We start from the raw sequence: 14,816 nt of genomic DNA on the forward strand, positions 1-14,816 counted from the left end.
ATACAAAAGTAAGGTTCAATAAAGGCAAAAGCGAAATGAAAAGAAATAAAAAAGCAAAAACGAAAGGAGAACAACTACAGTTTTGTTGCCAGGTTAAAATGGAAGCTTTAAATAATATCATTTGGCTCGCTGATATATCTGTTAACCTGATATATGCAACTATAGTGAGATCTATCGAACCTGGTTATATAACGACAGTAAGAAAGAGGAACTCAGGTATGTAAACAGCAATATAAACCGGGCTACCTTATCCCTAATTAAAACTCTGGAAGAACAAGGGTTTCAGGAGGAGATGGCGGGCCTTCGGCTCTTTGACCTACGCTTGATGAAGCTAAATAAAGATCAAATAGCTCCTACGCTTGACAGCGTTCAATAGCATTCCTGACAAAGAGGCGCCGACCGCCGTCCCTTCTGAAACCGTTGGTGTCTTCCACAAAACCACCAACACAACAGTTAAACAACAAAACATTATCAGCATAACATCGTAAACATAACGCTGGCCAGCACAACGTGGTCAACACAGCGTTGGCAGTACAGCATCGTCAACATAACGCCGGTAGCACAACATCATCAAAGCAAAGCTGGCAGCAGAATATCATCACAGGCTGAGAACACAGCATCATCACTGCCCCGTATACAACACCTCCGCCGGATTCAGTTTCTCCCTATCCCTATATATCCCCGCATCCAGCCAAGCACCAGTACCCACATTAAAATACTGCACTTTGATCTTATGCAATCCTTTCCGTAAAGGTAAGAACCCACTTCTGTCCTGCAGGTCATGTTGTCCGTCATTATCTACGACAACCTGATCATCCACATAAAAGACCGCTCCGTCATCACTGTTCAGATGAAACTCATACAGATCGTCCGCAGGTATATTCACATACCCGCTAAAAGTAACCCCACCATTTTTTAAGGCCAGGGGACGAATATCTATAGCCGGTAATATACCGGAACTATCACCTGGAACCGGTAACTGGCGGGCATTGGCAAAGGTGTTATTAACAAGCGAGAACCGTACACCTTTCTTCCCCGGCTTAACAGTCAGTGCAGGAAGGTATGGCTTACGTACATAGGTAGCGCTATATAAGGGACTGATACGCCCTGAAGGTAATACTACGATACACTGAACAAGCGCAGTACCATTCTCGGGAACAGAGAGCTCGAATGGCTGTGTATAAGGCCTGCTCCGTGTTCCCGGCTGAGAGCCGTCAGTAGTATAGTAAATAAAACTACCCTTCACCGGAGGCTTCAAAGTGACCGTTACAGCAGGAGTTGTCACTACTTTACTTTCCAGCCCTACCGGTTCCGGAATGCGGAAATTCACCCCCGCATTGTTGAGCCGCGCCAGTTCCAGCGGTAGTTTGCGCATGAAACGAAGGTAGTTCTTCTTCCCTGGCTGCGACCAGGCAATTTCCGACAAAGCCAGGGCGCGTGGCCATACCATGTAGTCGAGCATCTGCTGATCAGGTATGAACTCCGTCCAGATATTGCCCTGCACGCCCTTTATATACTGCCGTTCGGCAGGTGTTAGGGATGGAGGCAAGGGCTCGTAGTTATAGACTGTTTTCAGCGGAAGATATGCCGCTGCATTGAGCGGCTCAGTAGCAGGCTGGCCCTGTGTATAATCGAAATAGAGATAAGTATTCGGCGTCATGATGACGTCGTGTTTTTCCTTAGCCGCAGCAATACCACCTTCTTCGCCACGCCAGCTCATGACGGTGGCATTGGGAGCAAGACCGCCTTCCAGTATCTCATCCCAGCCAATGATGCTCCTGCCTTTACTGTTTACAAATTTCTCTATGCGATTGATGAAATAACTCTGCAAGTCATGTTCATCTTTCAGCCCCAGTTTTTTGATCAGCTGCTGCACTTCACGCGATTCTTTCCAGCGGTCTTTCAGGCATTCATCACCACCGATGTGAATGTATGGTGACGGGAAAAGATCCATTACTTCTGTCAGTACATCCTGGAGGAAAGTGAACACAGAATCATTCGCAGGATTTAACACATCTTTCGAAATTCCCCAGGTGGTACGTACCTCATAAGGGCCACCCGTATTGCCAAATTGCGGATAGGCCGCCAGTACCGCCTGTGAATGTCCCGGCATTTCTATTTCGGGGATGATAGTGATATTTCTCTCAGCCGCATATTTCACAATATCGCGCACTTCATCCTGGGTATAATAACCATCGTAGGGTTTACCATCGTAAGTAGTACTGCGGCGGTGATGCCCCACGATCGTTTCTTTTCTGACAGAAGCAATCTGTTGCAGACGCGGATATTTTTTTATTTCGATACGCCAGCCCTGGTCTTCTGTCAGATGCCAGTGGAAGCGGTTGAATTTATACAGCACCAGCATATCGATGAATTGCTTGACAGCCGCGGGAGGGAAGAAATGGCGACCAACATCCAGCATCATACCACGATAGGCAAAACGTGGATAGTCCTGGATCCTGACGCCGGGCAAATGGATTGCAGCATGCTGACCAGCTGCATATAACTGCTGCAGTTTTACAGAGTCCTGTGTCTTATTCCCGGAGGGGTCCGGCGCGATCATTTTATTCAGCGGGAATAGCTGTAATAAGGTTTGCAGGCCATACAATAATCCGTTTGCATCACCCTGCAAATAAACGCGGCCGGTATTCACTTCCAGTATATAGCCATCCGGCTTGGCGCTGGCGGCTTCCACAAGTATGATCATCGGATGTGCGGCAGCGACGCGTTTAGTCGGGTACCCGCTTACCGGTAGTTTAAAGTTATAACTGCGTTGCAGGAAGTCATTCAGGAAACCAGCTATTTTACCGGCAGCCTGTCCGCTGTAATGTATCGCTGCTTTTTCATTCAACACAAAACTGCCCGGCATGGAAGTGAGGAGCACCGGCTCAGGGATGATGGTGATATCGCCTGTTTTCAGCTGCGCCATTCCGTTCAGGACGGAGAGTGCCGCGAGAATTGACAAGAATAATCTCTTCATATGCATGGTCTTAGTATGATTGTTCCTATTCATTCGTCAGAAATCCACCTTTGCCACGATACAATTTCACAGGGCCTTCCAGTTCGAGGGCCAGTACGGTCATGTATTTATCCTGCACGGCAGCAGGCACGTCGATGTACACCAGGCCTGGTACTGAGCTCCAGGATATTTTACCTACAATCTTGTGCGAAAGTGCCTGTCCATTGCCTACTACGCTTATCTTTTTAATATTGTTGACCAGCCCTTTCACCATTACCTGTCCGCTTATATTGCCAGGCAGGAACAGGTATAAGGTACTGGAATCTTTTGATAAAGTGGTAGGCCCGTAGAAATGTCCGGCCGGAATACCCGCCACTGTATTGAAGATGGCGTTTGCATGTTTTTTATTCCAGGCCCCCAGCTCTTTCAATACAGTCACTTCTGCTGCAGGAATTGTTCCATCTTCTGCCGGGCCAATATCCAGCAGCATATTACCACCATTGCTGATAGCATCTGCAAAGATGGTAATGACTTCATAAGGCGTCTTGAAATTGGTATCGTCTGGGTGGTAACCCCAGTTGTTGTTGATGGTCATACAGAGCTCCCACCATTTGAAATTAGGCCTGGACACAGGGAAGTTCTGTTCAGGAGTGTCATAGTCGCCATATCCCCGCAGGCGGCCATTGATGATAGTGCTGGGATTATGGTCTGTAAGCATCTTCCTTATTTTTACGGCTTCCCATTCTTCCGCACTATGCTCCCAGTCGCCGTCAAACCACCACAGATCAGGGTTATATTGCTGCATGACCTCTTTTAATTGCCCCTGGTAGTAGTGGAGGAAGCGTTGCCAGCGGGCAGGATCTTTTTTGGCATCATAGCGGCTGCTGTCTTTGAGGAACTGCGGATAGTCGGGATAACTCCAGTCGATCAGGGAAAAATATGCGCCGGCTTTAATCCCTTGTTGCCGCAATGCCGTATATAGGGGAGTGAGTACATCACGTTTGGCAGGAGTGCTGCCCGGCATGTCGAGCTTACTCAATTGAGTATCCCATAAAGCAACGCCATCGTGGTGTTTGGTAGTGACAACAGCGTAGCGGGCGCCGGATTCTTTGATCAGAGCAGCCCATTCTTCGGGATGGTAATGCCGGGCTGTAAAGCCTTTCAGCTGTTTCATATAGTCAGGATAAGCAATCTTTTTGTTGTAAAAGGACCATGATTCATCCACACCCAGTACGGAATAGATACCCCAGTGAATGAAAATGCCCAGTTTTGCGTCGGCAAACCACTGCATTTTGTCCTGAATAGCTGCTGGCTGGATGTTTTGCTGGGCTTTGGCAGATTGGAATACGGAGAGTGTCAGTACGGCTGACAATAGGAATCGTTTCATTTATATTTGCATGAATTAATTATATAATAAGCTGGCTTCCCCGGTTGGTACGGGATTTGTTATCTTGATGCCCCATCAGGCGTAACAGTATGGTAACAAAAAGAAGACGTGAAAATAGTTTTAATGATTAAATTTATCGCCGGGAAATTCATCAAGAAATGAAAACACAAAAAACAAGTCTATAAATGCAACCAACTTTATTGATCCTAGCTGCAGGAATGGCTAGCCGCTATGGTAGCTTAAAACAGATACAGCAGTTCGGCCCCAGTGGTGAAACAATTGTTGATTACTCCATCTACGATGCTATCCGTGCCGGTTTCGGCAAGATAGTGTTCATTATCCGGAAGGATTTTGAAAAAGAATTCAAAGAGATCTTTGAACCAAAACTGAAGGGACGCGTAGCTACGGATTATGTATACCAGGAGATGGGTGCATATCTGAATGGTTATCCGATGCCGGCTGACCGCTCCAAACCATGGGGAACGGCACACGCGGTATTATGCGCGAAAGATGCTATCAAGGAGCCTTTCGCGGTGATCAATGCGGATGATTTCTATGGTCGTGATTCTTTTGAAAAAGCAGCCGCTTTCCTGAAGAATGACGCAAAACCTGACGTGTACAGCGTGATCGGGTACCAGCTGAGCAAAACTATCAGCGAGCATGGTTCTGTTTCCCGCGGCGTATGTGCAGCTGACAGCCATAGCAACCTGGCAGCCATCAATGAAAGGACCAAGGTTTACAAAGACGGCGATCAGATCGTGTATGAAGATGCTGACGGCAGCAAACATGCAATGTCTCCTGATACACCGGTTTCTATGAACTTCTGGGGTTTCCATCCGTCAGTATTTGATCTGAGCCAGAATCTTTTCAAAGATTTCTTACAGAAAGATGGTGATAAGCCGAAATCAGAGTTCTTCATTCCTATCGTGGTGGATCACTTCATCAAAAACAAGCTGGGCGTGGTAAATGTCATCCCTACGGCTGCCCAGTGGTTCGGTGTAACGTATAAAGAAGATGCACCGGGCGTACAGGAAAGCCTCTCCGCACTGGTAAAAAGTGGGGAATATCCGGACAACCTCTGGAAATAGAGCCTGAAGAATTGTAATATTTTTGCTATTTGTGTGGATTTTTACTAAACAAACTGGGTTTTATTTAAATATCTTCAAAAAGTAAGGGTTTGTTTGCGAAATGACTAAATCTTTTGGATTGTATTGTTTTTTAGTTTAACGACCAATACATTTGTAGAAGCAAAATAAAAAAGGTACCTCCATGTGGGTAAATAAAGACAACAATAAGATCAATCACATCGTAGCTCAGCTGAACTGGGCTATCACGCTAGTCGTGGTTGTCGTTGTCATTATTAGCCACCAATATGGAGGATAGGTAATCGTGCACAATCACTAAAAATAACAACGCCTTCCTCCACACGAGGAAGGCGTTTTTTTACGCCCATAAGAGAAGTATCCAAAATCGATTTCTAATATCTGAATTATGTATAGCTATTACAACGAGAACACCATTCTTTACGTTAACGGGGAGTATAAGAAAGCCACCGCGGCCACTATCGACCTGTATGGTCAGTCATTGCATTACGGATATGCAGTATTTGAAGGTATCCGTGCTTACAAAACTGCTGAAGGAAAAGTGAAGATATTCAAAGCGAAAGAACACTTTGACAGATTCAAACGTTCCTGCGAACTGATTCACATGCCTTATCCGTTTAACAATGATGAGCTGATTGCCGCATGTTATAAGGTGCTGGAACTGAACAATATGGAAGAGGCGTACATCCGTCCGCTTGCTTTCTGTCCTCCCAACATGACCCTGAAAGCAGCCAGCGAAACGCATGTACTGATCTGTGCATGGGAGTGGGGTGCTTATTTGGGCGAGAAACTGCTGCGTGTAATGACCTCCTCTTACCAGCGTCCAAATCCAAAAGCTTTCAAGATCGAATCAAAGACCGCTGGTCTGTACGTAAACTCGATCCTGGCTTCGCAGGAAGCAAAGGAAAACGGTTACGACGAAGCGCTGCTGCTGGACATGAACGGAAATGTAGCTGAAGGTCCGGGCGCCAACCTGTTCTTCGAGAAAGACGGTAAGATCTTCACACCTCCTCCAGGCAACATCCTGCCAGGTATTACCCGTGCTACAGTTATTGAACTATGCCATGAGCTGGGTATTCCGCTGGAAGAAAAGCTTTTCACAGTAGATGAACTGAAAACTGCCGACTGCGTATTCTATTGCGGTACTGCTGCTGAAGTAGTAGGATGGGATTCTCTTGATGGTCAGGGCTTTGCAAAACCATGGGCTTCTTCCCTGGGTAAACTGTTGCAACAGGCTTACAAAGCCAGAGTACTGGAAAAAGAATTCGATCGCGCCGCTGTACCAGTCGCCTAAGCGCCTGCATGCAGTGTACAGATATTCATGAAAACTCGTACTGATTCAGGTATTTCTCCATATTACCATACCTGGAAATGATACATTATTATTTGAAACTGATAGTATTGTATCTAACTCAATCAGATAGCTACGCAAAGCATCCCGCTTTGTACCATATAAACAAAGCGGGATGCTCTTTATAAACACTTCGTACAGGCCTCCCGTTTTCTCCCGCAAGGCATTTTTAATAAGTTGGAATTTGGATTTTTAGAGGTACGTTATCCAGTGCCATAGCGGGTTTGGACATAAAACGAAGAGATTTGAATACCGGCTAACCGGTCAGTAATAGGTTTGGAACTTGGCTTTTATCACTGCTATTTTGTACCACTTTAAATAGCAACCGGAAATATTAAGAAACAGATGGAATTAAATAAATATAGCAAGACGCTCACCCAGGACCCTACACAGCCGGCCGCACAGGCGCAGCTGTATGGAATAGGTTTAACAGAAGAAGACCTGAAAAAAGCGCAGGTAGGCGTGGCCAGTATGGGCTACGACGGTAATACCTGTAACATGCACCTCAATGATCTCGCTCAGCAGGTCAAAAAAGGCGTCTGGGCTAATGATCTCGTCGGACTCACTTTCCATACCATCGGCGTCAGCGACGGTATGAGTAATGGTACCCCAGGTATGCGTTACTCCCTGGTCAGCCGCGATCTGATAGCTGATTCCATCGAAACTGTTTGTGGCGCACAATATTATGATGCGCTGATCACTGTACCAGGCTGCGATAAGAACATGCCTGGCTCCCTAATGGCGATGGGCCGCCTGAACCGCCCTTCCATCATGGTTTACGGTGGTACTATTGCTCCCGGTAAGTATAAAGGCCAGGACCTCAACATCATATCCGCTTTTGAAGCGCTGGGCCAGAAGATGGCAGGCCAGCTGAATGAAGAGGATTTTAAAGGAATTGTACAGCATTCCTGCCCTGGCGCCGGCGCCTGTGGCGGTATGTATACGGCCAATACCATGTCATCAGCTATTGAGGCACTGGGTATGAGCCTTCCCTACAGTTCTTCCAGCCCTGCACTGAGCAAGGAAAAACAGGAAGAATGCCTGGCTGCAGGTAAATATATCCGCCTGCTGCTGGAAAAAGATATTAAACCTACCGATATCATGACCTTCGAGGCATTTGAAAATGCCGCTACGGTTGTGATGGCGCTGGGGGGTAGTACCAATGCGGTATTACACTTCATCGCCATAGCAAAATCAGTAGGTGTGAAATTCACTTTGCAGGATTTCCAGCGTATCAGTGACAAAACACCGCTGATCGCAGACCTGAAACCAAGTGGTAAATACCTGATGGAAGACCTGCACAATATTGGCGGTGTTCCCCTGGTAATGAAATATTTGCTGAAGAAAGGATATCTGCACGGACACTGTCTGACAGTAACCGGCAAGACCCTGGCAGAGAACCTGGAAAGTGTTCCTGATCTGGATTTCGAATCACAGCACATTATCGTTCCTGCAGAACAACCACTGAAAGCTACCGGTCACATACAGATGCTGTATGGTAACCTGGCAGAACAGGGTTCTGTAGCAAAAATAACCGGTAAGGAAGGCCTTAGCTTCCGCGGACCTGCACGTGTGTTTGACGGCGAGTTTGAACTGATAGCGGGTATCCAGAGCGGCCGTGTGCAGAAAGGAGATGTGGTGGTGATCAGGCAGGTAGGCCCTAAAGGCGCCCCTGGTATGCCAGAAATGCTGAAGCCAACATCCGCTATCATGGGTGTGGGGCTTGGTAAGAGCGTAGCGCTGATCACAGACGGACGTTTTTCCGGTGGTACACATGGTTTTGTGGTAGGTCATATCACACCGGAAGCCTATGAAGGCGGTACCATCGCGCTGGTAAAAGACAATGATATTATTGAAATAGATGCCGAAAAGAACACGATCAATGTGGAACTGAGTGCGGAAGAGCTGGCAGCCCGCAGGGCACAGTGGGTGAAACCTGCATTGAAGGTTAACAACGGTATATTATTAAAATACGCAAAACTCGTTTCAAATGCAACAGAAGGATGTGTTACCGATGAAGCCTGAGCCGGCTGAAAAGCGGGCAGCGACAACTGCTCCGCTCAATATCACTGGCTCTGAGGCTGTGATCCGCTCGCTGATTGCAGAAGGTGTAGAAACCATTTTCGGCTATCCGGGAGGCGCTATTATGCCCATTTATGATGCCCTGTACGATTTTCAGGATAAAGTCCATCATATATTGGTCCGTCACGAACAAGGTGCTACGCATGCCGCACAGGGCTATGCGCGCACTTCCGGTAAAACCGGTGTGGTCTTCGCTACCTCCGGTCCCGGTGCTACCAACCTGGTAACAGGACTGGCAGATGCTTTCATGGATTCTACGCCGATGGTATGTATCACTGGTCAGGTGGCAGCACACCTGCTGGGTACCGATGCTTTCCAGGAAACGGATGTAATTGGTATTACCATGCCGATCACAAAATGGAACATCCAGGTAACGCGTCCGGAAGACATTCCGGGAGCTATCGCCAAAGCATTCTATATAGCAGGTAGCGGTCGCCCGGGTCCTGTACTGGTAGATATCACCAGGAATGCGCAGGTAGCGAAATTCGATTTTGAATATAAGAAATGTGATTATATCCGCAGCTACCGTCCTGTACCAGAACTGGATGCAAACGCGGTAAAAGCGGCGGCAGAACTGATCAACAATGCAAAAAGACCGTATATCTTCTGTGGTCATGGTGTATTGCTTGCAGGCGCTGAAAAAGAGCTGATCGCACTTGCGGAAAAAGCAGGTATACCGATAGCTTCCACTTTGCTTGGTCTTTCAGCAGTACCTGTAGATCATCCTAAGTATGTAGGTTATCTCGGTATGCACGGTAACTATGCACCAAACATCATGACAAATGAATGTGATGTGCTGATTGCTGTGGGCATGCGTTTCGATGACCGTATCACCGGCGATGTGTCCCAATTCGTGAAGCAGGCGAAGGTGATCCACATCGAAATAGATGCAGCTGAGATCAACAAGATCATCAAAGCAGATGTAGCGGTACACGCAGATGCTAAAACGGCGCTGGCAGCTTTAATAAAGCTGGTAGAACCTAATCAGCATGACGAGTGGATAAAAGGCTTCCGTGAGGCAGATAAGAAAGAGGAAGAGAAGGTAAGCAAAAAAGAACTGTATCCTGCTGAAGGCGGTTTGAAAATGGCTGAAGTGGTACGCCTGATCTCTGAAAGAACAGAAGGTAAAGCAGTACTTGTAACAGACGTAGGGCAGCACCAGATGATCGCATCCCGTTACTATCGCTTTAAAGACCCTAATACGAATATCACTTCCGGTGGTATGGGCACCATGGGCTTTGCGCTGCCGGCAGCAATGGGTGCGAAAGTAGGTACGCCTGAAAAAGAGGTAGTGGCAGTGATCGGCGATGGTTGTTTCCAGATGACATTGCAGGAACTGGGTACTATCTATCAGTCTGAAATAGGTGTTAAGATTGTGATCCTGAATAACAACTTCCTCGGCATGGTACGCCAATGGCAGCAGTTGTTCTTTGACAAACGTTATTCTTCCACAGAGATGATCAACCCTGACTTTGTGCAGATCGCAAAAGGGTTCTATGTTCCTGGCAGAAAAGTAACTGACCGTGCGGATATCGTAGCTGCTGTAGATGAGATGATCTCACACAAAGGCGCTTATCTGCTGGAAGTTGTAGTGGAGAAAGAAGACAATGTATTCCCAATGGTGCCTTCCGGCCAGCCAATAGCAAACATCAGGCTTGAGTAGCAGCAGGAAGAAGGAATTCAGCAATCATTAACACGAACACTATGCAAAAAGAATATACAATAACGGTATATACGGAAGACAGGATCGGTATCACGAACCGTATCACCGTTATCTTCACACGCAGGGGTATCAACATCACCAGCCTTACAACCGCTGAAACGGAGATACCTGGCGTATATAAATTCATCATCACTGTAGTATCCGAAAAGGAAAAGCTGGTGAAGATCGTTGGCCAGATAGAAAGACTGATAGAGATCCACCGTGCATTTGTACATGAGGAAGATGAAGTGGTGTACCAGGAACTGGCACTTTACAAAATATCTACCAAAGCGTTGCAGAACGGTAATATCGAACTGCTGATCCGTGAAAACAATGCACGTATCCTCACGCTCACCGATGAGTATTTTGTATTGGAGAAAACCGGTCATCAGCAGGAGCTGATCGACTTACAGGCTAAGTTGGCGCCATATGGTCTGATCGAATATTCCAAGAGTGGAAGGGTAGCCATTGTGAAATGGAGCCGTCGTTTCCACGATCATCTGAAAGAGCTGGAAACCCGTCGTCCTGACAACCTGAAACAGGCACAGTATACAGAGCATTCGGAGGTTTCGGCAGAAGAGGAAAGTATCTAGTTAAATAATTCATAAAATAAACAAACACTATCAAAACATGGCAACCATCAATTTTGGAGGGGTACTGGAAGACGTAGTAACCAGAGAAGAATTCCCCATGGAAAAAGCTAGAGAAGTGCTGAAGAACGAAGTGATAGCTATCATTGGTTACGGCGTACAGGGCCCCGGCCAGGCACTGAACCTGAAAGATAACGGCTTTAACGTGATTGTAGGACAGCGTAAAGGATCTAAAACATGGGATAAAGCTATCGCTGATGGCTGGGTACCAGGTAAGACACTGTTCGAGATCGAAGAAGCTGCACAAAAAGGTACTATCATCCAGTTCCTGTTGAGCGATGCCGGTCAGATCGCACTGTGGCCTACACTGAAGCCACACCTGACCAAAGGCAAGGCTTTATATTTCTCCCATGGTTTTGGTATTACTTATAAAGACCAGACTGGTATTATTCCTCCTGCTGATGTGGATGTGATCCTGGTAGCCCCTAAAGGTTCCGGTACTTCCCTGCGCAGACTGTTCCTGGCTGGCCAGGGGCTGAACTCCAGCTTTGCTATATTCCAGGATGCAACCGGTAAAGCCCGTGACCGCGTTATTGCGCTGGGTATCGGTGTTGGTTCCGGTTACCTGTTTGAAACAGATTTCAAGAAAGAAGTTACTTCTGACTTAACAGGTGAGCGTGGTACCCTGATGGGTGCTATCCAGGGTATCTTCGCTGCTCAGTACGAAGTACTGCGCAAGAACGGTCACTCTCCATCTGAAGCATTCAACGAAACTGTTGAAGAACTGACCCAGTCCCTGATGCCACTCGTTGCTGAAAATGGTATGGACTGGATGTATGCTAACTGCTCTACCACCGCTCAGCGTGGTGCATTAGACTGGTGGAAGAAATTTAAAGAAGCCAGCCAGCCTGTATTTGAAGAGCTGTATGCAAGTGTTGCCGCAGGTAAAGAAGCTGCACGTTCTATCGCATCCAACAGTACTCCTGACTACCGTGAAAAACTGGAAGAGGAACTGAAAGAACTGCGTGAAAGCGAAATGTGGCAGGCAGGTGCGGCAGTAAGAAAGCTGCGTCCTAACGCTTAATTCGATTCGATTATTCGATGATATGATCAGGAATTGGGAATTAGGAATTGAGCTTTATGTATCGATTCCTGATTCTTTAATTCCTGATTCCTAATTTAAAAGAACAATGTCCCAGGTACTAACAAGTGTGAACCCGCTCAACATCCTTGATGCTGCGGTGAAGTTGAAACCTGTGGTGAACCGTACTCCGCTTACATACAGCGCTACGCTTTCACGCAGGTATAATGCAGATGTCTATCTCAAAAGAGAAGATATGCAGATTGTAAGGTCTTATAAATTGCGTGGTGCATACAACCTGATTAGCAGCCTGGATAAAGAAACGCTGTCGAAAGGCGTTACCTGCGCCAGCGCCGGTAACCATGCACAGGGCTTTGCTTATGCATGTCGCCAGCTCGATATCAAAGGCGTTTGCTTTATGCCCATCATCACTCCCAAACAAAAGGTGAACCAGGTTAGAATGTTCGGCGGCGATAACATCGAAATAAAACTGGTGGGCGATACATTTGATGATTGTGCTGCAGAAGCGCAGGTTTTTACACAGGCGCACAATATGACTTTCATTCCTCCTTTTGATGATCCGAAGATCATAGAAGGACAAGGTACTGTAGCCGTGGAGATCCTGGAAGACCAGGCAAAGATCGATTATGTGTTCGTGCCTATTGGTGGCGGCGGACTGGCAGCTGGTCTCGGTACTTATTTCAAGACTTACAGTCCCCAGACGCAGATCATTGGTGTGGAGCCGGAAGGCGCTCCATCTATGACGCGCGCGCTGGAAGCAGGCGGTCCCGTTACACTCGACGAAATAGAACGTTTCGTGGATGGCGCTGCCGTAAAAAGAGTAGGTGCACTTACATTCAGCATCTGCAAAGATATTTTGAACAAAATGCAGCTGGTACCCGAAGGGAAGGTTTGCTCTACTATATTACGACTGTACAATGAAGACGCCATCGTAGTGGAACCTGCAGGTGCATTGTCTATCGCGGCGCTCGATTACTACGCGAAAGAAATAGAAGGAAAGAAGGTAGTGTGTGTAGTGAGTGGCAGCAATAATGATATAGACCGTATGCAGGAGATCAAGGAGCGCTCCCTGTTATACGAAGGATTGAAGCATTACTTCATCATCCGCTTTGTACAGCGCCCGGGCGCCCTGAAAGAGTTTGTAAACCATGTACTGGGTCCTGACGATGATATCACCCGGTTCGAGTTTATCCAGAAACACAACAAGGAAACAGGTCCGGCACTGATCGGTGTGGAGCTGAAGCGGAGAGAGGACTATGATATCCTGCTGGCGAATTTCAGGAAGTATAACATTCATTTCACGGAACTGAATAAAGACGATAACCTCTTTGGTTATCTCGTGTAAAGTATTGATCTGTCTCGTTTTTAGAAAGGGCATTATGTTTTGGTTATAAAACATGATGCCCTTTCTGCATATATGCGCAATTCCCTTTTTTATCATAATTTAAAGCCAAAATATGGCGTATGAGTAATTTTATGCAGGCGGCCATTTTGCCTGAGTTTGGGCCGGCCACTGCTTTCAGGATTGAAAAAGTAGCAATACCTCTGCCGGCGGCAGGACAGGTGCTTGTGAAAGTGAAAGCAATCGGATTAAACCCTGTTGATTTTAAAACCCGGTCTGGTAAAGGATATGCGTCCTATCAGACATTACCTGCCATCCTTGGTTGGGATATAGCAGGAGAAGTGGTAAGTGTAGGAGAAGGTGTGAGTAAGTTCGTTACCGGCGACCGTATATTCGGTATGAGTAATTTCCCCAATCCCGGTAATGCATACGCAGAGTATGCCGTAGTGCAGGAAGAAGAGTTTGCCATTATTCCCAAAGAGATCTCATATGAAGTAGCCGCAGGTACCCCGTTAGCTGGCCTTACCGCCTGGGAGGCCCTGTTTGATCAGGCCGGAGTAACCTGGGGACAGAGAGTGCTTGTACAGGGCGGCGCAGGCGGTGTAGGGCATATTGTTGTGCAACTGGCCAAGTGGAAACAATGTTTTGTGGCGGCTACCGCATCAGCGTCAAATCATCCATTTCTGAAGGAATTAGGAGTAGATCAGCTGGTTGACTATAAAACCCAACGTTTTGAAGATGCAGTAGAGAAGGTGGATGTAGTAATAGACGGCATGGGAGGAGAAATAGCCCTTCGCTCCCTGGAAGTGTTAAGCCCGGGAGGGGTGCTGGTATCCCTGCCAAGCATGTATAAAGATGATCCGGCTGTTATTGCCAGGGCAAAAGAAAAGGGAATAGAGGTAAAGTGGATGTCTGTAAGGCCTTCCGGCGAACGGATGGAGCAACTGGCGTTCCTGCTTAGCAACAACCGTCTGAAAGTGCAGGTGGATGAGACTTTCCCGCTGACGGAGATCGTCCATGCGCATCAGCGGCTGGAAGAAGGGCATGGCAAGGGAAAAATAGTGCTTACAGTGTAGTAAGGAGGAGAAGGCGATTGAAATATAATAAATGTCAGCTTGACATCAATAAAAAGAGTACATTTACAATACATTAATCAATTCCGGCGTTTGAAAAACGGCTGATAGCCAAATCAGAAAGG

10 protein-coding genes are annotated in these 14,816 nt (G+C 46.9%); 8 read left to right on the forward strand and 2 right to left on the reverse strand.

Annotated features, from left to right (window positions below; all coding sequences use genetic code 11):
- Positions 1-622 precede the first annotated feature (622 nt).
- Positions 623-2,980, reverse strand: coding sequence for a family 20 glycosylhydrolase (locus MYF79_RS09535; protein ID WP_247813625.1), 2,358 nt, complete (start codon positions 2,978-2,980; stop codon positions 623-625).
- 25 nt (positions 2,981-3,005) lie between these two features.
- Positions 3,006-4,346 carry an alpha-L-fucosidase gene (locus MYF79_RS09540; protein ID WP_247813627.1) on the reverse strand — a complete coding sequence of 447 codons (1,341 nt, stop codon included), beginning with the start codon at positions 4,344-4,346 and terminating at the stop codon, positions 3,006-3,008.
- A 185-nt stretch (positions 4,347-4,531) separates the two neighbouring features.
- Here MYF79_RS09540 and MYF79_RS09545 point away from each other — a divergent pair, with 185 nt between their 5' ends.
- The 8 genes from MYF79_RS09545 to MYF79_RS09580 all read left to right on the forward strand — a co-directional run bounded on the left by MYF79_RS09545 (position 4,532) and on the right by MYF79_RS09580 (position 14,694).
- Positions 4,532-5,434 (forward strand): sugar phosphate nucleotidyltransferase, encoded by a 903-nt coding sequence (locus MYF79_RS09545; protein ID WP_247813629.1) that lies wholly within the window; start codon positions 4,532-4,534, stop codon positions 5,432-5,434.
- 403 nt (positions 5,435-5,837) lie between these two features.
- Positions 5,838-6,743, forward strand: coding sequence for a branched-chain amino acid transaminase (locus MYF79_RS09550; RefSeq protein ID WP_199657524.1), 906 nt, complete (start codon positions 5,838-5,840; stop codon positions 6,741-6,743).
- A 402-nt stretch (positions 6,744-7,145) separates the two neighbouring features.
- The gene (ilvD, locus tag MYF79_RS09555) at positions 7,146-8,825 is read left to right on the forward strand and encodes a dihydroxy-acid dehydratase (protein ID WP_199657523.1); all 1,680 of its coding nucleotides are present in this window, start codon (positions 7,146-7,148) and stop codon (positions 8,823-8,825) included.
- Positions 8,791-10,545, forward strand: coding sequence for a biosynthetic-type acetolactate synthase large subunit (gene ilvB / locus MYF79_RS09560; RefSeq protein WP_317233110.1), 1,755 nt, complete (start codon positions 8,791-8,793; stop codon positions 10,543-10,545). Before ilvD ends, ilvB begins: the two co-directional genes overlap by 35 nt.
- A 41-nt stretch (positions 10,546-10,586) precedes the next feature.
- Positions 10,587-11,177 carry an acetolactate synthase small subunit gene (ilvN, locus tag MYF79_RS09565; protein WP_247813631.1) on the forward strand — a complete coding sequence of 197 codons (591 nt, stop codon included), beginning with the start codon at positions 10,587-10,589 and terminating at the stop codon, positions 11,175-11,177.
- 37 nt (positions 11,178-11,214) lie between these two features.
- Positions 11,215-12,258, forward strand: a complete 1,044-nt coding sequence (gene ilvC / locus MYF79_RS09570) for a ketol-acid reductoisomerase (RefSeq protein WP_199657521.1) — start codon at positions 11,215-11,217, stop codon at positions 12,256-12,258.
- A 106-nt stretch (positions 12,259-12,364) separates the two neighbouring features.
- Positions 12,365-13,621, forward strand: a complete 1,257-nt coding sequence (gene ilvA / locus MYF79_RS09575) for a threonine ammonia-lyase IlvA (protein WP_247813632.1) — start codon at positions 12,365-12,367, stop codon at positions 13,619-13,621.
- Positions 13,622-13,740: 119 nt separating this feature from the next.
- Complete coding sequence (locus tag MYF79_RS09580) at positions 13,741-14,694, forward strand: NADP-dependent oxidoreductase (RefSeq protein WP_247813634.1); 954 nt, start codon at positions 13,741-13,743, stop codon at positions 14,692-14,694.
- The last annotated feature ends 122 nt before the right edge of the window (positions 14,695-14,816 follow it).

The organism is Chitinophaga filiformis (assembly GCF_023100805.1).
GTDB classification, from domain to species: Bacteria; Bacteroidota; Bacteroidia; order Chitinophagales; family Chitinophagaceae; genus Chitinophaga; species Chitinophaga filiformis_B.